This is a genomic window from Desulfosporosinus sp., from assembly GCF_014237355.1.
Taxonomy (GTDB): Bacteria; Bacillota; Desulfitobacteriia; order Desulfitobacteriales; family Desulfitobacteriaceae; genus Desulfosporosinus.
In genome coordinates, this window is sequence record NZ_JABZFS010000015.1 from 49,748 (window position 1) to 73,663 (window position 23,916).

22 protein-coding genes are annotated in these 23,916 nt (G+C 44.3%); 21 read left to right on the forward strand and 1 reads right to left on the reverse strand.

The window, feature by feature from the left end:
• Window positions 1-249: 249 nt before the first annotated feature.
• From HGJ98_RS03675 to holA, 3 genes are all read left to right on the forward strand, one after another.
• On the forward strand, window positions 250-858 hold the full coding sequence (locus HGJ98_RS03675; RefSeq protein ID WP_291349684.1) for a helix-hairpin-helix domain-containing protein: 609 nt from the start codon (window positions 250-252) through the stop codon (window positions 856-858).
• Window positions 855-3,341, forward strand: a complete 2,487-nt coding sequence (locus tag HGJ98_RS03680) for a ComEC/Rec2 family competence protein (protein WP_367142660.1) — start codon at window positions 855-857, stop codon at window positions 3,339-3,341. Before HGJ98_RS03675 ends, HGJ98_RS03680 begins: the two co-directional genes overlap by 4 nt.
• A 385-nt stretch (window positions 3,342-3,726) precedes the next feature.
• On the forward strand, window positions 3,727-4,743 hold the full coding sequence (gene holA / locus HGJ98_RS03685) for a DNA polymerase III subunit delta (RefSeq protein ID WP_291349685.1): 1,017 nt from the start codon (window positions 3,727-3,729) through the stop codon (window positions 4,741-4,743).
• Window positions 4,744-5,068: 325 nt separating this feature from the next.
• Here the strand turns inward: holA and rpsT are convergent, their stop codons facing one another.
• Window positions 5,069-5,341, reverse strand: coding sequence for a 30S ribosomal protein S20 (gene rpsT, locus HGJ98_RS03690; protein WP_291349686.1), 273 nt, complete (start codon window positions 5,339-5,341; stop codon window positions 5,069-5,071).
• A gap of 236 nt (window positions 5,342-5,577) precedes the next feature.
• Here rpsT and HGJ98_RS03695 point away from each other — a divergent pair, with 236 nt between their 5' ends.
• The 18 genes from HGJ98_RS03695 to HGJ98_RS03780 all read left to right on the forward strand — a co-directional run bounded on the left by HGJ98_RS03695 (window position 5,578) and on the right by HGJ98_RS03780 (window position 23,842).
• Window positions 5,578-5,907, forward strand: coding sequence for a phage holin family protein (locus HGJ98_RS03695; RefSeq protein ID WP_291349687.1), 330 nt, complete (start codon window positions 5,578-5,580; stop codon window positions 5,905-5,907).
• A 101-nt stretch (window positions 5,908-6,008) separates the two neighbouring features.
• On the forward strand, window positions 6,009-7,097 hold the full coding sequence (spoIIP, locus tag HGJ98_RS03700) for a stage II sporulation protein P (RefSeq protein WP_291349688.1): 1,089 nt from the start codon (window positions 6,009-6,011) through the stop codon (window positions 7,095-7,097).
• Between the two features lie 332 nt (window positions 7,098-7,429).
• A complete protein-coding gene (murJ, locus tag HGJ98_RS03705; protein ID WP_291349689.1) occupies window positions 7,430-8,998 on the forward strand; it encodes a murein biosynthesis integral membrane protein MurJ in 1,569 nt (522 codons plus the stop codon).
• Between the two features lie 39 nt (window positions 8,999-9,037).
• Window positions 9,038-10,933 (forward strand): LTA synthase family protein, encoded by a 1,896-nt coding sequence (locus HGJ98_RS03710; RefSeq protein WP_291349690.1) that lies wholly within the window; start codon window positions 9,038-9,040, stop codon window positions 10,931-10,933.
• Window positions 10,934-11,462: 529 nt separating this feature from the next.
• A complete protein-coding gene (locus HGJ98_RS03715; protein WP_291349753.1) occupies window positions 11,463-11,888 on the forward strand; it encodes a HutP family protein in 426 nt (141 codons plus the stop codon).
• Window positions 11,889-12,304: 416 nt separating this feature from the next.
• Entirely contained in the window at window positions 12,305-12,622 is a 318-nt protein-coding gene (locus HGJ98_RS03720; RefSeq protein WP_291349692.1) for a P-II family nitrogen regulator, read from the forward strand.
• A gap of 2 nt (window positions 12,623-12,624) precedes the next feature.
• On the forward strand, window positions 12,625-13,008 hold the full coding sequence (locus tag HGJ98_RS03725) for a P-II family nitrogen regulator (RefSeq protein ID WP_291349693.1): 384 nt from the start codon (window positions 12,625-12,627) through the stop codon (window positions 13,006-13,008).
• Window positions 13,009-13,053: 45 nt separating this feature from the next.
• Complete coding sequence (nifH, locus tag HGJ98_RS03730; protein WP_291349694.1) at window positions 13,054-13,881, forward strand: nitrogenase iron protein; 828 nt, start codon at window positions 13,054-13,056, stop codon at window positions 13,879-13,881.
• Between the two features lie 38 nt (window positions 13,882-13,919).
• Window positions 13,920-15,350, forward strand: coding sequence for a nitrogenase molybdenum-iron protein alpha chain (nifD, locus tag HGJ98_RS03735; protein WP_291349696.1), 1,431 nt, complete (start codon window positions 13,920-13,922; stop codon window positions 15,348-15,350).
• 39 nt (window positions 15,351-15,389) lie between these two features.
• Window positions 15,390-16,817 (forward strand): nitrogenase molybdenum-iron protein subunit beta, encoded by a 1,428-nt coding sequence (gene nifK, locus HGJ98_RS03740; RefSeq protein ID WP_291349697.1) that lies wholly within the window; start codon window positions 15,390-15,392, stop codon window positions 16,815-16,817.
• Between the two features lie 17 nt (window positions 16,818-16,834).
• Window positions 16,835-18,202, forward strand: coding sequence for a nitrogenase iron-molybdenum cofactor biosynthesis protein NifE (gene nifE, locus HGJ98_RS03745; protein ID WP_291349698.1), 1,368 nt, complete (start codon window positions 16,835-16,837; stop codon window positions 18,200-18,202).
• Window positions 18,195-19,526 carry a nitrogenase iron-molybdenum cofactor biosynthesis protein NifN gene (gene nifN, locus HGJ98_RS03750; protein ID WP_291349699.1) on the forward strand — a complete coding sequence of 444 codons (1,332 nt, stop codon included), beginning with the start codon at window positions 18,195-18,197 and terminating at the stop codon, window positions 19,524-19,526. Before nifE ends, nifN begins: the two co-directional genes overlap by 8 nt.
• A gap of 95 nt (window positions 19,527-19,621) precedes the next feature.
• Entirely contained in the window at window positions 19,622-19,987 is a 366-nt protein-coding gene (locus HGJ98_RS03755) for a NifB/NifX family molybdenum-iron cluster-binding protein (protein ID WP_291349700.1), read from the forward strand.
• Window positions 19,988-20,008: 21 nt separating this feature from the next.
• Window positions 20,009-20,272 carry a ferredoxin gene (locus HGJ98_RS03760; RefSeq protein WP_291349701.1) on the forward strand — a complete coding sequence of 88 codons (264 nt, stop codon included), beginning with the start codon at window positions 20,009-20,011 and terminating at the stop codon, window positions 20,270-20,272.
• A gap of 39 nt (window positions 20,273-20,311) precedes the next feature.
• Window positions 20,312-21,148, forward strand: coding sequence for a radical SAM protein (locus tag HGJ98_RS03765; RefSeq protein WP_291349702.1), 837 nt, complete (start codon window positions 20,312-20,314; stop codon window positions 21,146-21,148).
• A 23-nt stretch (window positions 21,149-21,171) separates the two neighbouring features.
• The gene (locus tag HGJ98_RS03770; RefSeq protein ID WP_291349754.1) at window positions 21,172-22,290 is read left to right on the forward strand and encodes a citramalate synthase; all 1,119 of its coding nucleotides are present in this window, start codon (window positions 21,172-21,174) and stop codon (window positions 22,288-22,290) included.
• Window positions 22,291-22,374: 84 nt separating this feature from the next.
• Window positions 22,375-22,830 (forward strand): GNAT family N-acetyltransferase, encoded by a 456-nt coding sequence (locus tag HGJ98_RS03775; RefSeq protein ID WP_291349703.1) that lies wholly within the window; start codon window positions 22,375-22,377, stop codon window positions 22,828-22,830.
• Between the two features lie 142 nt (window positions 22,831-22,972).
• Complete coding sequence (locus tag HGJ98_RS03780) at window positions 22,973-23,842, forward strand: EamA family transporter (RefSeq protein ID WP_291349704.1); 870 nt, start codon at window positions 22,973-22,975, stop codon at window positions 23,840-23,842.
• The last annotated feature ends 74 nt before the right edge of the window (window positions 23,843-23,916 follow it).

Here is a 23,916-nt window from a genome sequence, read left to right on the forward strand (position 1 = left end):
CGGGGTTATTGCATTTTGCAAGAGAAAAATAGGGTCCGTGTATCGTTATAGTTCATATAGAATCATGAGGTTCAGAGAAGAGAAAAAGCCATTGAATATGGAACTAAGTGCATCGTAAGGTATCGAGGTCGTTGAACGAGAGGATAAAATGCGACAGGATAAACGAGACTTCGCGGCAGGAAAAAGAAGGAATTAGGAGAAAATGACAATAACTATGGAACATTATTTGTGATGGCAGGGGGCAGGAGAATGGAGCGTAAGCTTCGTTATGCTTGGTGGGTTGTGCTGGTTGGTTTGGTGGTTGTAGCGATTTGGAAGCTGTTTCTTCCTCATGGCACGTCTGCCTATGTTCAGAAAACAGATATAAGTCGAGAGATTGTTGTTTATGTTGCAGGGGCGGTGGAGAAGCCGGGGCTTGTTCGTTTAGAGCCGGATGCTCGTGTAGATGATGCTCTTAAGCAGGTTAGTTTGTTGCCGGAGGCGAATTTAGAGAGTATGAATCCGGCGGAAAAACTTAAAGATGGGCAAAAGGTGACTGTTCCGTTTAAGATTGTTGTTCCTCAGACTCCGGCAGTCTCTGGAAACTCAACTAATACTGGAAATGCGAGTTCTGCATCAAAGGCCGCTGCTCCAATACCTGTAGCGATCCCGGTATCAGATGGAAAAATAAATATTAATACTGCGGGGTTAGTCGAACTGGACAAGCTGTCGGGTGTTGGTCCGGCTTTAGCGGAGCGGATTATTAAATATCGGACAGAGCATGGGCCCTTTGCTAGGGCGGAGGACCTTGAGAATGTGTCTGGGATTGGTCCTAAGACCTATGAAAAGATGGCTTCCCAAGTGACGGTTGGTCCATGAGTATGAGAGACCCGTGGATTAGGCGAGCAGCAGTCCTCTTGGTTGGGGGATATTTTGGAGCATACATTCCGGTGCAGGGGCGGGTTTGGATTTTCGGGCTTCTTGTTTTGTTAGGAGTCCGTCTTTTATTGTGGCGCCCCCGTGATTTCTTTGGACGTGTGTTTCGGCCGGAGATTCCTCTGCTAGCGGCGAGTTTGTTGCTGGGCTTTGTTTATGGGGCCCTTGCTGAGCGTGCTTTGCCGGAACCTCTTGTTTTGGACCGTGTAGAAATTGTTGGTCTCGTGAAGGATTGGAATGCAGCTGAGGATAAGGTTGTTGGAATTATCTTGGTCGAGGAAGGTGAGGTTAAAGGTCAGACCTATCGCTTAAGTGTTTATCCGGATCAATCGGGGCAGATTTCAGGTGAGTGGAAACGGTTTCAGCCTGGCGATGAGATAAGTTTCCGAGGGCACTTGGAGAGGCCGAAGTCTTTGGGGACGTCAGGAGGATTTGATCAACGGCTTTACTATGGGGTCAGAGGGTTAAGTGGAACTATGTATGCTCAAGGGGATGCTGTGCTTTTGTCTGCGGGGAAGTCGAGCCTAACGTGGAAGATACGTCAGCAGGTAAGAAATCAGCTTTCAACATGGGACTCAGAGGAAACAGGGGTATTAGAGGGAATTCTTTTTGGGGATTCAAGTCGGATTCCTGACGTAGTTCAAGAGCGCTATAAGGTGACTGGTGTTCTTCATGTCTTTGCGGCCTCAGGTTCAAATGTGGCTTTTGTGCTGGGGCTTTCTTGGATGCTTTTCAGCTTTTTGCCAAGGCAACTCAGGATTTTCGGAACGATTTTGGCACTGCTGCTTTATGCTGCACTTTGTGGAGGAAATGCTCCGATTGTTAGAGCAACTATTCTAGGTATAGCACTTTTACTCGGGCGCTTAGGGCGAGGAAGAGTAGCTACGCTGAGGTGGTTGTTTTTTGCTGCAGTAGGGCTTTTTATTCATAACCCTTTAATCATTCAAGATCTTGGGTTTCAACTTTCCTTCACAGCGGCGTGGGGAATTGTTGTACTCTCTCCTCGGATTGCTGGGACGAGGTTGCTGGGGAACATGCCGGTTTTGCTTCGTTATGCTATTGCCGGTACAGTGGCCGCGCAAATAGCTACCTTGCCACTGCTGATTGCTGCCTTTCATCGCTTGTCGTTGATCGGTTTTTTCGTTAACGTCTTTATTTTATTTATCTTGGGTAGTGTCTTGGAAGTTGGGCTTATCGGGGTAATGCTTTCATTTTTTGGAGAGTTGTCTGCGCCTATGTTTCAAGCGAGTCTTTGGTTGTTAAAAGGAACGAATACTATTCTAAAAATCTTGGCAGAATTACCCTATGCTGATGTTTGGGTTCTCAATCCCGGGCCCCTTTTTTGGTTGATTTGGTATGGTGGAATCGGTGTCGTTCTGTGGGGCAGAGAGCGCACTCTCTTTACACTAAACGTAAGGTGGGTTTATCACCGCAGAGGGTTAAGCACTCTTGCTGCTAAACTGATTAGGAGATGTCCCGGAAAGTATGCTCAAGCTGTCCAACAACGGCTAGTGAATTTGTCTCTTATTCCAGCTGCTGGTAAACTATTGCCCCTACGTTGGGGCGGTCTTGTATTAATCTTGTTGTCACTATGGAGTCCCTGGAATTCGCATCATGATCTGGAAGTAGTTATGATTGATGTGGGACAAGGGGATGCGATCTTAATTAGGACCCCTGAGGACCATGCTGTTTTGATCGATGCTGGACCGCGCAGTGAAACCTTTGATGCGGGGGAGCGTATTGTTCTTCCGTATCTGTTGCATACGGGTATTGGTCAGTTGGATGCTTTACTGATTACCCATGAACACGATGACCATATTGGTGGAGTACGGTCGGTCCTTGCAGTCATCCCAACTGATTGGGTAGGGGTACCTGCTGTAGGTGATCGTCTGGACAATGAAGAATGGCGAGAGGGGCTGCCCGCCGGGTTAACTTGGGAGTCTGAGAAGCTGCGTCTGCTTCAAGCGGGTGATCGCATTGATCTAGATTCTGGAGCATGGTTAGACGTTTTAGGCCCGTATAGGGTCCTCGAGGGGACGAATTCGGATGCTAATAATAACTCTTTAGTGCTCAAACTTCATTACTTAGGGCAAAGTGTCACGTTAACCGCGGATATAGAGGAAGAAGAAATGCAGGATATTTTTGAGACGGGGGTTGATTTAGGAACGGATATATTTAAGGTGCCGCATCATGGAAGTCGGTTTTCATTGTATACTCCGTGGTTAGAGAGTATGGAACCCCAGGCTGTGATGATTTCAGTGGGAAAGAATTCGTTTGGTCATCCTACACGGGAGGTATTGCAGTATTGGGAGGAACGTCATATTCCTCTTTTTCGGACGGACGACCATGGAACGATCAGGCTTTTATTGGGAGAACGTGGGCTGGAAATCATCCCTGGCCGGGAGCGAATTCTAAAGTTGAAGTAATAATTATTTATTCTAGTTTAGAATTGCATGTATAAAAAGGAAATACTGGGTAACAATAACAAGGAACATCTCTTTTCTCCTCCTCTTTCTTTTGCTCCTCCACTACCGTGGAGGGCTTTTTTTCTATACTACGGAAAGTATATACTTGCGTTATACACTGCAAGAAGGCTAATACGTGCGAAGACAGTGTCTTCGTCTGAAGCATAACTAGGGCAGCGCCTTCGCCGGAGGCTGCAAGAAAGTAAACACGTGCGAAGACAGTGTCTGCAAGAAGGGCTAATACGTGCGAAGACAGAGTCTTCGTGGGCGCCAGCCAAGTTTTCTTTATTTGCTGGCTTTTTTTGTCCGTGTCTATTAAACTTAGAAAGAGAGAGGTGATAAAAAGATGCGTGAGATTGAACGAATTAAGGAAAGTGTAAAAAAGGGGAAGATTGCATCCGTTTACCTTTGGTATGGAGAGGATCGCTTTTTGATACAGGAAGGACTGCAAGTCCTTAAGTCGTTCTATTTCATGACGGACCCTTCTGGAAGTGGGATTGAAGTGCTAGATCCCAAAGAATTGTCACCAGCTGAAATTGTAGAGCGGGCTAATACAATGTCCTTCTTTGCTAATCGACTAGTGGTAGTTGACGAGGTGACCTATTTTCAGGACGGACAAACGGCAGACTTAGAGCCGTTTATAGAATATATTGCAAACCCTAATCCTTCTACATGTCTTCTGTTTATCGCGGAAAATGTTCACAGAGGAAGGAAGTTTTATAAGGCTATTGATCGGGCAGAGGCAGGAGAGATCTTGGAATTCTCTGCTCCTAAACGTCCCCAAGACTGGCTTGCTTGGGTACAGCTAGAGTTAAAAGCTCGAGGAAAGTCAATGGAGGCTCGAACGGCATCTCAGTTTATTGAATGGGCAGGTCATCAGACCGGTGTTTTAAGCCAAGAGTTAGATAAGCTTGTGATTTTTGTAGGGGATCGAACAAAGATAACCATGGAAGATGTTGAAACTATCACGATTCAAACCATCGAGGCGAGCATCTTTGATCTTTTGGATGCGGTAGCTATACGATCTGCCACCAAGGCTATTAAGAAATTACATGAGGTTTTACGCGAGGAGCATCCCCTAAAAGTTTTGACCTTAATGGTGCGTCAAGTCCGATTGCTGCTTGGATGTGATGCCCTGCGCAAGCGGGGGGGGAATGTGGCGGATGTTCCTTCAGCCTTAGGGATCAGACCCTATGAAGCCCAAAAAGTTTGGCAGCAATCCTCAAGATTGTCGACCAAACAATTGTCCAAGGGGTTAGCCGAGTGCTTAAATACAGACCTGGCTATGAAAACTGGAGGCGGGGATCCGGGGTTTTTGTTGGAAATGATGATTGTGAGGTTTTGTGGGGAGGAAGTTTCTTAGCCCAGTCGCACACGTTCCATTCGCTATTCCCTTGCCGCCGAGGCTAAAACGCAAAACCTCTGGGCTTTCTGAATGTAAACCGTTGCGTTTCTTCACGCCTCGTCGCCTGCGCTCATTGACGCGATTCCACTGAAGTGCTCCTTAAGCTAAGAAACTTCCTCTGGCTTGGGGGTCGACGGGGGTAGGAACGGAGACTGGAGCTGTTTGCGTTTGAAACGCAAAGGCGAGTGATTAGGATGATGTGTAGTTATTTATAGAATCCCAGAAGATAGCACAAAAAAAGAAAGCGACGATTTCGTCGCTTTCATTTTTTGCTATGTCTTGTTTAGCTAACTTGAGCAAAATGCTTGCTGAAGCGTTTCGTAAGACGGGACTTCTTGCGAGCAGCTAAGTTTTTATGAATTAAACCCTTGGAGGAGGCTTTATCCAAAGCACGAGCAGCCCTTTTCAAAGCGAGTGCTGCAGTCTCGGAATCCGTGCTGATTGCTTCTTCAAAACGGCGAAGGGTTGTCCGTAGAGCAGATTTTGCAGCAGCATTTTTAATCGTGCGAGCTTTTCCCAACTCAACTCTTTTAATGGCGGATTTAATGTTTGGCACTAATAGTCACCCCCTTTGGTAGATATTCTCTCTAATTGTTGCACAAACTATATTTTAACATCAGGGCTCGGAATTATCAAGGAAAATAGTTAAATTTGTTGTTATTGTTAAATGCAGTCCTAGAAAATCAGGAAATTAATGCAATGTAAATAAATATGGATCATTTTGTTTAAACTAAACCTTGTATCAGATTAAACACGTTAGTGTAGCAAAAATAATGATTGGAGGGTCTTGCAATGGTAGGAATGATCGTTCGCTTTATTGTATCAGCTCTGGTGTTGCTTTTAGTAAGTTGGATCGTTCCGGGACTTCGTGTCGCTGGTTTTACGGGAGCTTTAGTTGCAGCTGCGGTAATTGCCATAATGGGTTATGTGATTGAAAGGTTGTTCGGAGATAAGATTACACGTATGGGACGAGGTACGGTTGGTTTTCTAACAGCAGCCGTTGTTATTTACTTCAGCCAGTTCCTTGTACCAGGCTCCATTTCCGTCTCCATTATTGGTGCTTTACTAGCTTCCCTAGTTATTGGGATTATTGATAGCTTTGTTCCAACAACGCTACGATAAACATAGTATAGACTAAAATATATTCAAAAAAAGTATTTACTGGTTCTACTGTGGACTTGTTCTTCATACTTCTTCAATAAGAGGAAGGGGGGACAAGTCCTTTGTTACGGGAAGATTTTTATCATAGAAGAAAAAATAATTTTAGGATTTGGACATTCAGAGAATGGATGCGGGGGTTTTTGCTCGGGATCGTAAGCTTTATACTTATTTTAGGATTAGCTTATGCTCTTCGTAGCGGGAGTTCTCACCAATTCATTCATTTTTTAACTCAGCAAGCATTTCCCTTCGAAGCAATTCTCTTAGAAGGGGCTCCGGGTTATTCTCAACCGGAGCGGGCTCGTTTGGACTTAGCAAGGCATCAAGGTGCAGCAGTGAGCATGTTTTTATTGACAGGTGTTAATATTTCAGATCCGCGTACATTTTTTCTTGGTTATTATTCTCCTCCTCCACAAGGTCCGGTTTGGTTAGGTTGGGCATATAATCCCGATGATCCTGAGTTTGAAGGCCCAATTCTTGAACCGATTGAACCTCAAACACCTGATCAAAATAGGGTTCCCAATCTGACTCCTCCCGTGCCTGGTGCCAAGGAAGTGGTCGTAGGGATTTATAATACTCATAATAGTGAAAGTTATGCGGGGAATGGCGGTCCTGATCGGGTACAGGGAGAAAACGGAGATATTGTTTCGGTTGGAGCAACTTTGAAAAACGCCCTTGAGCAAAACGGAGTGGGTGCAGTTCACGATCGGACAATCCATGATGCGGTGGATTTCATGAAAGCCTATAGTGAATCATTAAAGACGGCAACTCAATTGGCTAAGGATTATCCTTCGTTAAAGATTTTAATCGATGTTCATCGGGATGGTCTTCCCCCCGGATTCCCGAAGGCAACTGTTTCGGTTAAGGACCGGAAAGTCAGTAAGGTTTTGGTTGTTATTGGGAAGAAGAATCCCCACTGGGAGAAGAACGAAGCGTTGGCTAAGGAACTGATGGCTATCGCTGAAAAAAATTATCCTGGGCTTTTTGCACCAAATATTAGTTATGCAGCGGATGCACGGTATAATCAACACCTTTCTGAGGGTGGCTTGTTGCTGGAATTTGGAAGTCAGTATAATACCTTAGATGAAGCTAATGGGGCGGCAGAGGCTGTAGCGGAGATTTTGGCAGAGTGGTTAGGGGAGGAAGTTTCTTAGCCCGTTCGCACTCGTTCCATCGCTATTCACTTGCCGCCGAGGCTAAAACGCAAAACCTCTGGGCTTTACTGCATGTGAACCGTTGCGTTTCCTTCACGCCTCGTCGTCTGCGCTCATTGACGCGATTCCTCTCACATGCTCTCTAAGCTAAGAAACTTCCTCTGGCTTTGGGGTCGACGGGGAGTGGACGGGGGTTAGACTTCGTTTTGGGGCTGTTTGCGTCTTTGACGCAAAGGTGCATGTAAGTTTAGGGAGGGTTGCTCTTTTTTCGCCTGGGGAAAAGTGCTATAATTCGGATGGCAGAGAGCGATAGGGGAAGAGGTTAGTTCTATATGTCATCAACCAACCGAACACTTATGAAAGCAGCTGGGTTTTTAATGGCTGCTCAATTGATCTCGCGGATTTTAGGTTTTTTACGCGAAACATTGATGGCGGGTTTTTATGGTCAGAGTGGGGTTACGGATGCTTATAACACGGCATTTGTTCTTCCGGATTTATTATATTGGTTGTTAGTGGGCGGAGTTTTAAGTGCCGCCTTTATTCCTGTCTTTTCTGAATATATAGCCAAGGGCGATGAGGATGAGGGTTGGCGGGTAGCTAGCTCTGTTGTGAATTTAATTCTGCTTACCCTTGGGGTGCTCGTTTTAATGGGGCTTTTTTTAACTCCTCAGTTTATTCGTCTAGTGGTTCCTGGGTTTGCACCTGAAAACATGGTCCTTGCTACCCACTTAACTCGAATTCTCTTGCTTCAGCCTTTATTTATGGCCTTAAGCGGGTTGACGATGGGGATCTTAAATTCTTATAAGATTTTTTGGCCCTCTGCAGTGGGGACAGTGCTTTACAATGCGAGTGTTATTTTTTTTGGGACGATTCTGGCGGATCCGGCCAAGCCTGAAAGTATCTCTGGGTTTGCTTTTGGGGTTGTTTTTGGAGCGATTGCTAATTTTGCGGTTCAAATCCCTGCTTTGCGGAAAGTGGGGATACGTTATTATCCGATCATTGACTGGCGGCATCCAGGTGTTCGTTTGATAGGGGCTTTGGCTGTGCCTATTATTCTCAGTTATTCTCTGAACCAAATTCAGGTGGTGGTCAATAATAATTTTGGGTCGATGATGTTCCCGGGGAGCATTACTGCTGTCTGGTATTCTTACCGCCTTTTCCAGTTACCAGTGGGGATCTTCGCTTTAGCGATTGCGGTGGCGACCTTTCCAACGTTGACGGAACAAGCTGCCCTGAAACGGTGGGATGATTTTCGGCAGACGTTATCCAATGCCATTCGTATGGTTATTTTTATCACTCTACCCATTTCGATTGGCATGATCGTCTTGCGTTTTCCCTTGATTCGGGTTTTGTTTGAGCATGGTCAGTTCACGGCGAAGGATACATTGATAATGGCAATTCCTTTATTTTATTTTTCGCTTGGGATATCTTCGCAAGCGGTGATTCAGATTTTGCCCCGGGCATTTTATGCCCTTCAAGATACTTGGACACCTGTTATTTTAGGAATTATTGCTATGGCTGTTAATATTTTAGCCATGTATTTATTGATTGGTCCACTAGCTCATGGGGGGTTAGCTTTTGCTACAACGATTGCAGCGTTTGTGAATATGCTTCTTTTGTTCTACCTTCTGCGCAAGAAGATAGGGCAAATGGACGGCTGGGCTATGTTTTGGACAAGCTTAAAATCCTTAGTGGCGTCGCTGCTTATGGCGGTGGTAATCTGGGTGTGGAGTGAATGGCTGATTCCATTGATTGGGATCAGTACCATCGCTTCGGTCATCGTGCTGATTACCGGAACAGGCATTGGCGCTCTGGTCTTTGCTGGGATGGCGAAGCTCTTGAAGATGAAAGAGTTTGAGCAAGTGATGGGATTGGTGAGACGAAAGATTGGAGCTCACTAGGAAATCAAAGCGTCGATATCCTCAAATTGTAGTGAAGGAATGAGTTTATTGCAGCAAGTAGAACAAACGACTATCAGAACTCAAGAGGGTTACCCTACAATTTCGTTACACTCATTGCAAGCAAGTCTGCACCGCTTACGACATCATGAAAAGCTGTTTCACTACACTTGGTTCGTCATAATGCTCAAATCCTTCTTCTTTTTAGGTTTAGTAAACAATGACGGGGTGCACTTCAACTTAATTAAAGCATTTGAACTGGTTACCAATCCGCCATTTCCCTTGGTCTATATATGCTTTGAAGTGGCCTTTCTTAGCGTTACTTTTCTGTTAAGAGGGCAGCTTCATTACTGGGCGCTGGTGATCTTTAATTTGCTTATGTCATTTATAATAATTGTGGACTTAATGAATTTTAGAGCATTTGGGAATTTCTTTTCAGTTTTTGCATTATCCCAGTCTTCGAATTTGGACAATCTTTTTGCGAGCATTGTTTCCATGTTGCGGCCGATTGATCTAGTGTTTGGGATTGATATTATCTTGCTTATGCTGGTTGGATATAAAGCAGCACCAAGGTTTAAATCCGTGGCACGCAGTTTCCCGATTTTCTTAATGTTGGTGCTTTCTTCATCAAGTTATCTCCTTATTAATCATCTTGTGGTGGACGTATTAGGTAAAGATACTGGATATTACTTGTTTAAACGTTCTTGGTCACCGAACCAGACCATGTCAAACCTCTCGCCCGCTGGTTATCATCTCTTTGATGTTTATAATTACTGGGAAGATAGTGAACCGCTTTTCTTAAGTGGGGAGGATAGACAGCGAGTCGAAGCGTGGTTTCTAGATAATCAAGAGAAACTTCCACCAAATAACTATTCAGGCAAGTTTCAGGGGAAAAATCTTATAGTTTTGCAAGTAGAATCTCTTGAGAATTTTGTGATCGGGAAGCGTGTTAATGACCAGGAGATTACGCCGAACTTGAATAGACTGTTAAACAATAGCTTGTATTTTTCCAATTTCTACGAACAAGTGTGGAATGGTACGAGTTCGGATGCTGACTTAATGACCAACACTTCTGTGTATCCGGTGCGTCAGGGGTCTACATTCTTCCGGTTCCCTGGTAATACCTATAATTCACTACCCAAAATTCTGGAAGGGCATGGTTATCAGACGTTGGCTATCCATCCTGACAAGGGAGGGTATTGGAACTGGCGTCAGGCTCTTACTGCAATCGGATTTCAAAGGACCATTGATGAAAGTTATTTTCAAATGGACGAACGGATTGGCTTGGGCATTAGTGACGGGAGTTATCTTAGGCAGGTAGGGTCGCTGATCAAGGAGGAAAAACAGCCCTTTTATACGTTCCTTGTCACACTTACCAGTCATGCTCCGTTTGATATGCCACCCGAATATTGGGGTTTGAAGTTAGACCCAGTTCTAAATGAATCTAAGTTGGGCGGATATTTTCAGAGCATTCATTACACGGATCAACAAATTGGGGCGTTTATCGATAAATTGGACAAGGACGGATTACTAAACAATACAGTTATTGCTCTGTCCGGCGATCACACTGGGGTGCACAAGTTTTACGATGACGAGATAAGGCAGCTGAAGAACCCGGAACGTTGGTGGCTTGAAGGGTATAACCAAATACCCCTAATTATTTATTCAAAGGAGATGAGAGGCGAGGAGATTAAGACGACTGGTGGGCAGATTGATCTATTGCCAACCTTAGCCTATCTCATGGGGGTAGATCCTCAGGAGTATCAGGGTACGGCAATGGGCCGAAATCTCCTGAATACTAAAAGGGATTTTGCGGTTTTAGCAAATGGGCAGCTAGTGGGAAGTTCTCCCTCTGAAAAAGAGCGGGCAGGTGCCCTGCTTGGGGTGGAAATTGCCGATAAAATTATTCGGAGCAACTATTTCGAATTTTTGAAGTGACTGGTTCTGCAAAGCTGAAGGCCAATTATTAAGTAATACGGCGTAACAGTCTAATACAGTAACTTAAACGGGATATATTTAATAGTATTACACAAATATGTGCTTTTTTGAGTGGTGACAATGGGCGAAATGTCAAGTACTATATGGTATATACTTAATGTTAAGTATTGGGCAATGGAGCCGTCAAGATATCTTAAAGATATCTGGCGGCTTTTTTTGGTACTATCAGACCCCCATGCTGCTGCTTTGGGCACCACTGATGAATGAAAAACTACAGTGCGCTTTTGTCATTGCTATGAAATCAACTTGAGCGCTATGTCATCCTGAGCGATAGCGAAGGATCTAGATCCTTCGCTATCGCTCAGGATGACATTAACCTAAACTTATTTTCAGGTTAGCCTTTCATGCCGCTGTGCAGCACCAGCAGATGATGAAAAATGTTCCAGGGAAACTCGGCCATCCTTTAAGGTTGGACCAAGCAGTGCTATTGTTAGGAAGGGGGAGGGCAAAGTTGAAAGTATCCGTATCCATGGAAAAAGTGAAACCTTCCTTAGAACGGTCAGCCTTATTTTTAGCTATGACAGAGACGAGAGAGGAAGAGGCGGCGCTTAAGAAATCTCTATATGAATCGTTTAATTTACGTTGCGGTGTGACGGAACTTGGAGGAACTGTAGCGAATCTCCAACATACGGGTAAGCTTACCAATTCGGTGATGGCAACTGCGTTTAATACAGGGGTCATTCCCAAAGAAGATCGGAAGATACACGCCCTTGTACATGCCACGTTAGAAGCCAGCAACAGTATCTTTATTCATACGAACAGTAATGCCAGTTTTGCTCTGAAAATTGGTTTGACAACGGATTCTGAATGGATTGCGGTAGCAATATATGGTCGTTCGTCTCTCCATCCTCTCTTGGAACACGCTCGTATAGGACTGGGAGTTATGCATCTTTGAGTAGAGTGAGTGAAGGTTAAGTGTTTCAAGGGAAGAGTTCTTAGAGTACCAAAAGTGATAAAGTGGTTGAAGTTACTAGAGTATTAAGTGATATAGTCTTCTAGGAGACTAGTATAATTTCATAACCGGGCACCAAATCTGAGAAGATTTGGAGCGGAAAAGTGTTTTTAGAGAGCCCTTAATTATTACGAATTAAGGGCTCTCTTTGTCTTTTTCTTTAATAATAATTAGAACCTCATGGATGAATTTTGGATATGTCGAGTTTTGATTAAGGGAGGTGATGCGATGGCGAAGACGAGCTCCTCGCCGTTATGGGGAAAGGCGGCTCGGCGATACTCACTCTACGGCGCTAAATGTAAACGTTATGAGACTCATGATTAGATGAATTCAATTCAATTTTAAGGAGGATGAACTATATGAAAATGATTAGAGCCATCGTAAGACCGGATAAAACGGAGGGTGTGGCTGAGGCCCTAGCACTGGCTGGATTGCCCTCACTGACGAAAATGCACGTTTTTGGTCGGGGTAGAACCAAAGGAATTCGGATTGGGGATGTTGTCTATGATGAGTTCCCTAAGACCATGCTGCTAATGGTTGTTGAAGATGAAAAACTGGAGGAAGCTCTGACCGTAATTCTTGAAAATGCCAAAACCGGGACTATGGGGGACGGGAAAGTCTTTGTGACTGAAGTAGTAGAAGCCTATACCGTAAGTAATGGCACAAAGGGGTTGTAACTATGAAGGAAATTATGATGGTGATTCGACGTCATCAGGTACCGGCGACAAAGAAGGCTTTTGAAGATGCAGGCTTTCCTGCTTTGACGATTCAAAGTGTGGAGGGTCGTGGGAAGCAGGGCGGCATCGGAGGATGGGCTGCGGAAGTGGATCCTGAATTGAATGCGCTGCTAAAGAACAAACCCGCCGATGAGCCGAAATTTGATTGGATTCCCAAACGCTTGTTAACCATTGTAGTGCAGGATGATCAAGTTGAAGAGGTTATCGATGTGATTGTTAAGGCCAATCAAACGGGTCACATGGGGGACGGTAAAATCTTTGTCTGTCCTTTGCAAGAGGTTATTCGAGTTCGTACTGGAGAACTGGGAAGTGAAGCTGTTGTATAGGGCAGCGAAGAATTTGATTCATTTTAGATAAGGAGATGTATTGACATGAGACAAATTGCAATTTACGGCAAAGGTGGGATTGGGAAATCAACCACGACCCAAAATACAGTGGTAGCACTGGCTGAAATGGGCAGGAAAGTTACGATTGTGGGCTGTGATCCCAAAGCAGATTCTACGCGTTTGATTTTGCACAGTAAAGCTCAAACCACGGTGATGGACTTAGCCCGGGAAAGAGGGACGGTTGAAGATCTAGAGCTGGAAGATGTGTTAGTGGAAGGGTATTTAGGGGTTCGCTGTTCAGAATCTGGGGGACCAGAACCAGGAGTCGGCTGTGCCGGTCGAGGAGTTATTACCGCCATTAACTTTTTGGAAGAAAACGGTGCCTATACAACAGATACGGATTATGTTTTTTACGATGTCTTAGGGGACGTAGTATGCGGTGGATTTGCAATGCCGATCCGCGAGAATAAGGCTAAGGAAATTTATATTGTAACTTCAGGTGAAATGATGGCCATGTATGCAGCCAACAACATCTCCAAAGGAATCTTAAAATATGCACAAACTGGGACTGTTCGTCTGGGAGGCTTGATCTGTAACAGTCGCCAAACTGACAAAGAGAATGAATTAATTGAAGCCTTGGCTAAAGCTTTAAATACCCAAATGATTCACTTTATGCCTAGGGATAATGAGGTGCAACGTGCTGAAGTGCGTAAAATGACCGTTATCGAATATAACCCAACCCATAAACAGGCAGATGAGTATCGAGCCTTAGCTAAAAAAATTGAAAGTAATACCATGATGACCATCCCCACGCCGCTTTCGATGGATGCCTTGGAAGATTTAATGATGGAATTCGGGATCATGGAGATGTAAGGTTGATCAACGATGGAGATATGAGGGAGGACAGGGTTATGAGCACACGGGAGACAATAGATTTCCGAAAACAAGTGGTGGAAGAGGTTTTGGAGATTTATCCGGAAAAGGCCAAAAAGAATCGGAGACAGCATATTGCGGTTAAAGACAGTGAGTGTTCTAGCTGCGCGGTCAAATCCAATACGAAAACCGTGCCTGGTATCATGACCGCTCGGGGATGTGCTTACGCAGGGGCTAAAGGGGTTGTTTGGGGACCTGTTAAGGATGTGGTGCATATTTCCCATGGACCGGTAGGGTGTGGCTATTATTCTTGGGGCAACCGCCGGAACCTGGCAGATGGAGAAATCGGAGTTGACAACTTTGTGCCGTTTTTATTCACCTCGGACTTTCAGGAAAGCGATATCATTTACGGCGGGGACAAAAAGTTGGAAAAAATAATCAGTGAGGTTGTGGGGCTTTTCCCGAATGCTAAAGGAGTTTCTGTTTTATCAGAATGCCCCGTCGGACTGATTGGAGATGACATTGAAAGCGTTGCTCGACGAACAAGTCTGGAACATAACCTTCCAGTCATTCCAGTTCGTTGTGAAGGGTTTAGGGGAATAAGCCAGTCCCTTGGCCATCATATCGCTAATGATGCTATTCGGGATCATCTGATAGGTAAAGGTCCAGCTAGAGAAATCGGACCCTACGACATTGGAATTATCGGCGATTATAATATCGGCGGAGATGCCTGGGCTAGTAAAAAAATTCTGGAGGAAATGGGTTTAAAGGTGGTCAACATTTGGACGGGGGACTCTACCTTGGAGATGCTTCAGAATGGTCATTTAGTCAAGCTTAATTTAATCCACTGCTTTAGAAGTATGAATTATATTGCTAAATACATGGAAGAAACTTATGGAACTCCATGGATTGAATTCAATTTCTTCGGGCCAACAAAAATTAAGGAATCAATTCTTAAAATTGCTGCCCAATTTGATGAAAGTATTATGGAAAAAGCTCTGAAAGTCATCGAAAAATATACAGCACCCATGCAAAAGGTGATTGATACCTACCGCCCGCGTCTGGAAGGAAAAAGCGTCATGCTTTATGTAGGAGGGCTTCGACCGAGACACATTGTGGGAGCTTATGAAGATTTGGGCATGGAGGTTATTGGAACGGGTTACGAGTTTGCCCATAAGGAGGATTATGAGAAGACCATTCCGGCATTAAAGGAAGGAACGTTGATTTATGACGATGTGACAGCTTTAGAGCTTGAAGAGTTCGTGAAGAAGTTAAAACCTGATTTAGTGGGGTCGGGAATCAAAGAAAAGTATGTTTTTGAGAAAATGGGCCTTCCCTTCCGGCAAATGCATTCATGGGATTATTCAGGCCCCTATCACGGTTACGAAGGATTCCCCATCTTTGCCCGGGATATGGATATGGCCATTAACAGCCCAACCTGGAAAGCAATCAAAGCTCCTTGGAAATAAGAAGGGGTTAGAGCCATTAAAATTAATTGGGCAGAAAGGATGTCACACATGGAAACTTGTACTAAGGTAACAAACGATTGGCTTAATACTCAAGAATACCGAGAAAAGAATTTTGCTCGTGAAAAGCTGGTCATCAATCCTGCCAAAGCTTGCCAACCCCTTGGCGCCTTGCTTTGTGCCTTAGGAATTGAAGGCAGCCTCCCCTTTGTTCACGGTTCTCAAGGATGCGCCGCCTATTTTCGTAGCACCTTATCCCGCCATTACAGAGAACCTGTCGCAGCAGTATCCGATTCAATGACTGAGGATTCTGCGGTGTTTGGAGGGCAGTCTAATCTTATCGAAGGTTTGAAGAATGCTAATACACTTTATAGCCCCCAAGTGATCTCTGTATTTACGAGCTGTATGGCAGAAGTCATTGGGGATGACATCAATGCCTATTTAGGCAATGCCAAAGACCAAGAGGCAATTCCCAAGGATTTACCGGTTGCTTTAGCTAATACTCCGAGCTTTAAGGGGTCACATATTACAGGGTATGACTCGATGCTCAAAGGTCTTATTGACTGCCTGGCTACGCCTAGACAAGAGGATAAACTGAATGACCGACTTTATGTTGTTCCTGGTTTTGACACTTATACCGCCAATCTTCGAGAGTATAAACGGCTTCTTAAAGTGATGGAGTCACCTTATACCCTTTTACCTGACCAGAGTGAGGTTCTGGATGCTCCTAATTTGGGCACCTATGAATTATATCCTGGAGGGACACCCATTACAGAAATGAAGGATGCTCTAAACGCTGCAAGTTTCTTATTTGCACAAACCTATTCTACTCCGACAACCCGAAAATACCTGGCTAGTAAGGAAGTTCCGGTGGAAGTGATTTCTATGCCCATAGGGGTCGGGGGAACGGACAAATTCATAGAAGCCGTTGCCAAATTCACTGGCAAAGGCGTACCAGAGGAAATCACCCTTGAACGGGGACGCTCCATTGATGCTATGACGGATGCCCATCAATATATTCATGGTAAGAAATTTGCCCTGTTTGGTGATCCTGATGTTCTGATAGGACTCGTCTCATTTCTGCTTGAAATGGGAGGAGAACCAGTCCACATTGTTTGTTCAAATTCCACCCCTTTATTTAAGAAAGCCATGGAACGTTTGCTGGGGTCCAGCCCTTATGGTCAAGGGGCTACACTCTATGCCGGCAAAGACCTTTGGCATCTCAGATCTCTTCTGGTCACGGACCCGGTAGATATGTTAATCGGTGACTCCCATGGCAAGTGGGCTGCACGTGATGCCAATATTCCTCTCGTGAGAATAGGTTTTCCCATCACGGATCGGGTGAATCTTCATCGTTATCCCATCGTTGGGTATTCCGGAGTGATTAATATGATAACCATGATTGTTAATACGTTTTTGGAGGAGAAAGATAGGACTTCTTCAGACACCTACTTTGAAATGATGCGTTAAAGAACGGAGGGGTCTTTGTGTTTACCAATCTTACAAAATTGGATCTCAAAGATAAGAAATGCATGTCAGATGCCGGTTCACCAAAATTATGCATGAAGGCCCTGCCTGGCGAGGGCGCAGAGAGAAGTTGCGCTTATGACGGGGCACGAGTTGTGCTTATGCCCATTACGGACGCAGCCCACCTTGTTCACGGACCCATTGCTTGTGCCGGAAACTCTTGGGATAACCGAGGAGCTCGCTCCTCCGGTTCCCAGCTCTTCCGCCGGGGGCTGACCACAGACATTATGGAGAATGATGTAATCTATGGCGGCGAAACTAAGCTGAAAGATTCAATCTTGGAAATCGCGGCGAATCATGATCCAAAAGCAATTTTTGTCTATGCAACTTGTGTCTCCTCGTTAATAGGAGATGACGTAGAAAAGATATGTCAAGAAGCGGAAACCGAACTGACGATTCCGGTGATTGCGGTTAATTGCCCAGGTTTTTTGGGAGATAAGAATATCGGAAATCGTATTGCAGGGGAAGTCTTATATGATCGTGTTATAGGGACTGGGTCGGGGCCTAGTGAGAAAATACCCCTTTCCATTAACTTGATCGGGGAGTATAACATTGCGGGAGATCTTTGGGGAGTTTTACCCGACTTAAAAAACTTAGGGATCAAACTTCAAACGGCCATTACAGGAGATGCGAAATTCGAGGACTTACGCTCAGCTCATAGAGCTAGCCTTAATGTGCTTATTTGCTCCAAAAGCCTGACCAACCTAGTCAGGAAAATGAAAAACCGCTATGGTATTCCCTTTATGGAGGGGTCCTTTTATGGTATTCATGACACTTCTGATACCTTGATCAAGATTGCCAAAGCCCTAGGTGATCCTGATTTGTTGGAAAGGACCTTGGTCTATGTTGGCAAGAAGGAAGAGGAAACACGGAAGGCCATCGCAGGTTACAAAGCATTACTTGAGAATAAACAGGCTATCTTGTTTACGGGCGGGGTTAAAACTTGGTCAATGGTGTCGACCTTGGCCGAATTAGGAATCAATATCTTAGCTGGAGGAACCCAAAACTCAACACCTGAAGATTTCCAGCGTATGAAAGAACTGATGGATCCTTCGGCTCAGATCATTGAAGATACAAGTTCGGCAGGTTTTCTCAAGATTATTGCGGAGAAGAAACCAGATCTAATCGTCGCTGGAGGGAAAACAAAGTATTTGGCCCATAAGACAAGAACACCCTTTTTAGATATTAACCACGGACGAAAGCTTCCCTATGCCGGTTATAAAGGGATGATTACCTTCGCCGAAACCTTAACTCGCACGGTGCTCAGTCCTGTTTGGGGGCATCTGAGACGTGAATTTCCCCCGAAGGAAGGTGAACAAGTTGACTAATCCTACTAATACAAATAAGACGAGACATTATGAGGGGAATCCACAGAAAAACAGTCCAGCCCTGGGGGCGACGCTGGCTTACCTTGGTATTAATGGACTTTTGGCCTTACTCCATGGTTCTCAGGGGTGTTCCTCCTTCATTCGCTTACAGCTTTCCAGGCATTACAAGGAACCTATTCCCCTAAATTCGACGGCCCTTCTCGAAGACTCCGTGATTTTTGGCGGTTGGGAGCATCTTAAAAAAGGAATAGAAGTGGCAGCCGATAAGTATAAGCCGCAAATTATTGGCGTGATGAGCACAGGATTGACGGAAACCTATGGAGATGACATGGTCAGTGCACTGTCTAGCCTTCGCTCGGAAAGGCCGGATTTAAAGGAGTTGCCCATAGTACTCGCTAGCACGCCGGACTATATGGGTTCAATGCAAGAAGGTTATCAACGGACGGTAGAGGCATTGCTTACGACCTTGGCCGGTCCTTCAAGCAAGACCCTCGAACCATCTGGTTCTAAATTCAACTCAACATTCAACGATCACTCTGTACCGTCTATCGCATTATTGCCTGGCTGTCATTTAACTCCAGGGGATGTGGATGAACTAAAAGAGATCGTTATGGAATTTGGATTTAGCCCGATTACAATTCCAGATCTTTCAATTTCTCTGGATGGGCATGCCGAACTGGAAGCAGCCCCGGTGGTTCAGGGTGGAACGTTGCTAGAAGATTTTCAGCGTCTGCCTAAATGTAAAGCGTGTCTGTCCTTTGGTCTGAGTATGGAAACATCGGGAGAAATACTCAAACGAACCCATGAAATTCCTCATTATAATTTTCCTTCAATAACTGGCCTTGCAGCAACTGACGAATTTGTACTGACTCTGGCCAGATTATCAGGTAAGCCCATACCAGAGAAGCTCCTCCGTCAAAGAAGCCGCTTGTTGGATACCCTAGCTGACTATCATGACCAGCTAGGGAGCCTAAAGACAGCCATAGCTTTAGAGATGGATCTGCTGTATAGTTTGGCTTCTTGTTTGGTCGAGGTAGGTGCTGAGATTTCTGTAGCCTTGGCAGCATCTCGGGCAGGTATCCATAAATTATCTTTACCCATCCCCATCGAAGTGGGAGATCTGGAAACACTCGAGGAACGAGGGGGTCGAAGCAGGTTAATTATTGCCAATTCAAATGGTCGTCAAGCCGCAGGGGTGCTTAAGCTTCCGCATTTAAGAGCGGGCTTGCCAGTGTTTGATTGGGTAGGTTATCCACAAAAATGCTGGATTGGCTATTCAGGCACTCAACAATTTCTCTTTGACACTTTGAATTCCTTAAGTTAGGGAGAAGGGTCACTAAGTCAATACTTTATAGAACGAACTACTGAGAATGAGGAGATATCGAGAGAAGGTCTTAGGAATAGAGGGAGGTTAAAGGTATGCTTATAGCCTTTGCCAGCAGCGATGGGAAAACAATTGACTCGCATTTTGCTTCCGCCCCTAGGTTTGAGATGTATAAGTTTACTGGGGGACCTCAAGGGATCATCCATACATCTCTATCCTCTGAGGATATGATGGAATCGAATGATAAGGTGGATGTACGCCTTCGAATGCTTAAAGAATGTGCGATAGTCTATTGCACACAAATTGGGGGTCCCGCAGCAGCTCGTTTAGTTCAGTGCGGTATTCATCCCTTGAAAGTGCCTGTCGGGGCGGAGATTGTTGATGAACTCAATAAGTTGAACAAATTACTGCTTTCCAAAAAATTACCGCCTTGGTTAAAGAAGAAAGTGGGCGACTGTTAGAAACCCTATAGGAGGATGGAAATGAGTGAAGGACTGATTTACAAAACCTTTGGCGGATTGCCTTGGACGCCACAGTTTGTGGAAGCAATAGATAATTCCTTGTGCCTTGGGTGTGGACGGTGTGTGAAATTATGTGTGCGAAAATGCTTAGGTCTGGAAAGTTTTGAGGATGATGAGGGGACAGAGCGGCACGTTGCGATCATTGCTAATAAGGATCAGTGTATCGGCTGCCAGGCTTGTGGCAGTATCTGCATACGACACTGTTATAGGTTTAAGGAAAAATAGGCGCGAGGCACAGGCGCGAGAACGATGGGAGAGATAACTATGCATAGAGAATGTAATCATGGGAGAATGAGTAATCCGCATTTAAATCAGGGACATCCCTGTTTTTCAACCTCCGGGCATGGCAGAACCGGACGAATACACTTAGCGGTAGCACCAGAGTGCAATATATCGTGCAATTACTGTGTGCGCAAATTTGATTGTGCCAACGAATCTCGTCCGGGAGTAACCAGTAAGGTCATCAATCCGGATGAAGGGATTGAAACAGTCAGGAAAGCTAAATCCTCTCCTATTGGATCAAAACTTACGGTGGTTGGAATTGCCGGGCCTGGAGAACCCTTAGCTAATGAAGAAACCTTTCAAACCTTGAGAAATGTGAAGCAGAACTTTCCGGATATGATTTTTTGTTTAAGTACTAATGGACTTCTTTTGCCGGAAAAACTGCCTGAATTGATGGAGATAGGAGTATCTCACGTTACAATTACCATCAATACACTTGATGAACAATTGGGGGCTAAAATTTATAGTTATGTTCGCTGGGGAGGAAAAACTATGATTGGTCCTGATGCAGCAAGGGTACTGATCGATCATCAATTAACCGGACTTGAGATGGCGTCAAAGGCTGGAATGACTGTAAAAGTCAACACGGTGGTTATTCCGGGGATCAACGAGCACCTTTTATATAGTTTGGCTTTAGAGGTTAAGAAACGAGGAGCACATATTCACAATTTACTCCCTTTGATTCCTCAAGCAAAATTCGCTCATAAAATGGCCCCGCCTAAAGAACTGATTAAAAATTACCGCAGCATACTGGGTTCAATTCTTCCCCAAATGAGCCACTGTCAACAATGCCGTGCAGATGCAATTGGAGTGTTATAGATATGAAAAAAGGATTATTGGAGATGGGACAAAGGGTTTTGTTGTGTGATACAACCTTAAGAGACGGTGAGCAAGCCCCTGGTGTAGCCTTCGGCCTCCATCAAAAAGAAATGATTGCGAGGGCTCTGGTAGAGGCTGGGATTGATGAATTGGAAGTAGGAGTGCCTGCCATGAGCGGGTCAGAGATTAAAACGATCTCTCAATTAGTTTCTCTAAGGCTGCCCGTACGTCTGATCACCTGGAATCGGGCGGTTTTATCAGATCTTCAGGCAAGTTACAAAACAGGAATCGAGGGAGTGGCCATTTCCATTCCCACTTCTGACCAACAGATTAAGAACAAATTGAGAAAAGACCGAGCTTGGGTTCTTGAGCAAATGGGACAATGTATCCATAACGCCAGAAAAGAAGTTGGCTATATCGTTCTTGGGCTTGAAGATGCCAGTCGAGCAGAGTTTTCCTTTCTCAAAGAGATATTATTTGAGGCTGAAAAGCTAGGAGTGAATCGGGTGCGTTTTGCAGATACGACAGGAATTCTTGAGCCGCTGAAAGTGTTTTTTACTCTCCAAGAATTAGTGAGTGTTTCTAATATCCCTTTGGAATTTCATGCTCATAATGACTTAGGTATGGCAACAGCTAATTCTCTCGCAGCGGTTCAAGCTGGTTTTCAAGCAATTAGCGTTACAGTTGGAGGAATCGGAGAAAGAGCCGGGAACGCTGCCCTCGAAGAAGTTGCGGTTGGGCTGAACTACAGTCTTAATCAAAGGGTGCGGCTTGACTTAAAACGTTTATATTCCATCGGCATGATGGTCAGCTGGGCTACAGAACGTAAAATCTCTCGGGCCAAACCTATTATTGGGGAAGATGTTTTTACCCATACGTCTTCTATCCACATCGACGGCGTTCAAAAAGACTTTGCCAATTACCAAACCTTTCCCCCTGAAAGTGTGGGAAGGCAGCATTTAACTTCCTTCGGTAAATACTCTGGTCGTAAGACGGTTTTAAGGTTGTTAAAAGCAAAGGGGATTGATTTTAACCATGAAATCGTGGAGGATATTTTGATGAAAATTTCAAGTAGATCAAATCAACTTAAAAGGCCCTTGGAGGAAGAAGATATCTTGGGGATTGTTGTAAGCGCATGCTAGAAGAAAAGAGAAAGCCAAGAACCTTCTTCTAGATCTTTATTTAAGAAGGTTCTTGGCTCTGTACTTTGTTGAGGTGATTGATTATTGCAATACAATATTAGAAGAGCTAATTATTCTGACATCGGCAGTATGATTGTACTGCTAAGGACCTTATTCTCCATAGAAACTGATTTTGACTTTAATGAAGGTAACCAACAAAAGGGTCTGGAACTAATGTTAGAAGATTTGACAAATAGGTACATAGTGGTAGCAGAGCAAGATGGAAAGAGCATAGGAATGTGTACGGCTCAGATTTTGGTGTCCACTGCTGAAGGTGGGATCTCAGCCGTAATCGAAGATTTGGTCGTTGAAGAAGCTTGTTGTAGGCAAGGGATAGGTAAGGAACTGCTCTTAGCCGTAGAAGGTTGGGCGTGGGAACGAGGGGCAAGGCGCTTGCAGTTATTAGCTGATCGAAACAACAAACGAGCGTTGGAGTTCTATAAGGGGATGGATTGGAAGGTTACTCAGTTGATCTGTTTACAAAAAAAGAGAAGTTGGTAAAAGGGAAAATAAAACCAGAGTAGTACAAAACTACAATTATGCAATAGGAACCTTCTTTTAAGCACCATGCTTAGAAAGAAGGTTTTTGTCATTTGGCGTAGAATTGAACGGATTGGATAGTTAGCTGAAAAGAGGTTGCATAATGTCCTTAGATTGGTTTCAACTGGTTTTAATCTATATTGTAACGAATTCATTGTCCAAGGTTATTCAGAAACAGGCGTTAAAGGATCAAGATATTGATCCAGGGGCCTTTAGTGCGTTTTTTCTATTCATTGTGGGAGTTATTAGCATACCTTTCCTTTGGGTGGAGAAGCCTAGTGTTATTAATAGTTTAGAAGTGTGGCTGGTAGTTATACTTTCCAGTATCTTCTATACGGCATGTATGGTTCTATATTATCATGCATTAAAAGGGACCGAAGTTAGCCAGGTTGAAACTATTGCGACAACACGATCAATATGGTTCATGGTATTAGGGAGTTTCCTCTTTGGAGAAACAGTCACCCTAAGTAATTTCTTAGGTATTGCCCTTATTTTTGGAGGCTTAATCGTTATATACTGGGACAAAGGGGGTTTTAAGGGCTTTGGAAAACCTCATTTATATACTTTAATTTACGCTCTTTTAATCAGCAGTGCTTATGCCTTAGACAAAATTGCTTTAAACTCTTTTTCGGTTGTCCTATATCAAGTGGTGGTATACATAATTCCAGCAGTTTTTACGGTGATGTTTATTCCTAAGACCTTCAAAGGTCTCAGATATTTTCTAAAACCACGAAAAACCACCTTTATCATTCTTGCAAGCGCGGTCTTCCAAATGATTTCCACCTTAGCTCTTTATGCAGCTTATAAATATGGGGGAAACCTCTCAGTAGTAGGCCCCCTTGCTCAAACATCCACTGTTCTGACGATACTTATTGGCATTGTAATTCTTAAAGAGAGATGGAATTTGAAACGAAAAATTATTGGAGTTATACTTGCTCTAGCAGGGGTTGTTCTTCTTAAGCTATCTATCTAGTTATTAGAGTGTTAACTGGAGGTTCGGGGATGTTCTAATAGATTAAGACTTAAATATAGCACTAGCATTAAAAT

What these genes read in the sequence shown, in the direction of transcription:
- HGJ98_RS03675 (WP_291349684.1), top strand. Translation starts at nt 250, where the DNA reads ATGGAGCGTAAGCTTCGTTATGCTTGGTGGGTTGTGCTGGTTGGTTTG.
- HGJ98_RS03680 (WP_367142660.1), top strand. Translation starts at nt 855, where the DNA reads ATGAGTATGAGAGACCCGTGGATTAGGCGAGCAGCAGTCCTCTTGGTT.
- holA (WP_291349685.1), top strand. Translation starts at nt 3,727, where the DNA reads ATGCGTGAGATTGAACGAATTAAGGAAAGTGTAAAAAAGGGGAAGATT.
- HGJ98_RS03695 (WP_291349687.1), top strand. Translation starts at nt 5,578, where the DNA reads ATGGTAGGAATGATCGTTCGCTTTATTGTATCAGCTCTGGTGTTGCTT.
- murJ (WP_291349689.1), top strand. Translation starts at nt 7,430, where the DNA reads ATGTCATCAACCAACCGAACACTTATGAAAGCAGCTGGGTTTTTAATG.
- HGJ98_RS03710 (WP_291349690.1), top strand. Translation starts at nt 9,038, where the DNA reads ATGAGTTTATTGCAGCAAGTAGAACAAACGACTATCAGAACTCAAGAG.
- HGJ98_RS03715 (WP_291349753.1), top strand. Translation starts at nt 11,463, where the DNA reads ATGGAAAAAGTGAAACCTTCCTTAGAACGGTCAGCCTTATTTTTAGCT.
- HGJ98_RS03720 (WP_291349692.1), top strand. Translation starts at nt 12,305, where the DNA reads ATGAAAATGATTAGAGCCATCGTAAGACCGGATAAAACGGAGGGTGTG.
- HGJ98_RS03725 (WP_291349693.1), top strand. Translation starts at nt 12,625, where the DNA reads ATGAAGGAAATTATGATGGTGATTCGACGTCATCAGGTACCGGCGACA.
- nifH (WP_291349694.1), top strand. Translation starts at nt 13,054, where the DNA reads ATGAGACAAATTGCAATTTACGGCAAAGGTGGGATTGGGAAATCAACC.
- nifD (WP_291349696.1), top strand. Translation starts at nt 13,920, where the DNA reads ATGAGCACACGGGAGACAATAGATTTCCGAAAACAAGTGGTGGAAGAG.
- nifK (WP_291349697.1), top strand. Translation starts at nt 15,390, where the DNA reads ATGTCACACATGGAAACTTGTACTAAGGTAACAAACGATTGGCTTAAT.
- HGJ98_RS03755 (WP_291349700.1), top strand. Translation starts at nt 19,622, where the DNA reads ATGCTTATAGCCTTTGCCAGCAGCGATGGGAAAACAATTGACTCGCAT.
- HGJ98_RS03760 (WP_291349701.1), top strand. Translation starts at nt 20,009, where the DNA reads ATGAGTGAAGGACTGATTTACAAAACCTTTGGCGGATTGCCTTGGACG.
- HGJ98_RS03765 (WP_291349702.1), top strand. Translation starts at nt 20,312, where the DNA reads ATGCATAGAGAATGTAATCATGGGAGAATGAGTAATCCGCATTTAAAT.
- HGJ98_RS03770 (WP_291349754.1), top strand. Translation starts at nt 21,172, where the DNA reads ATGGGACAAAGGGTTTTGTTGTGTGATACAACCTTAAGAGACGGTGAG.
- HGJ98_RS03780 (WP_291349704.1), top strand. Translation starts at nt 22,973, where the DNA reads ATGTCCTTAGATTGGTTTCAACTGGTTTTAATCTATATTGTAACGAAT.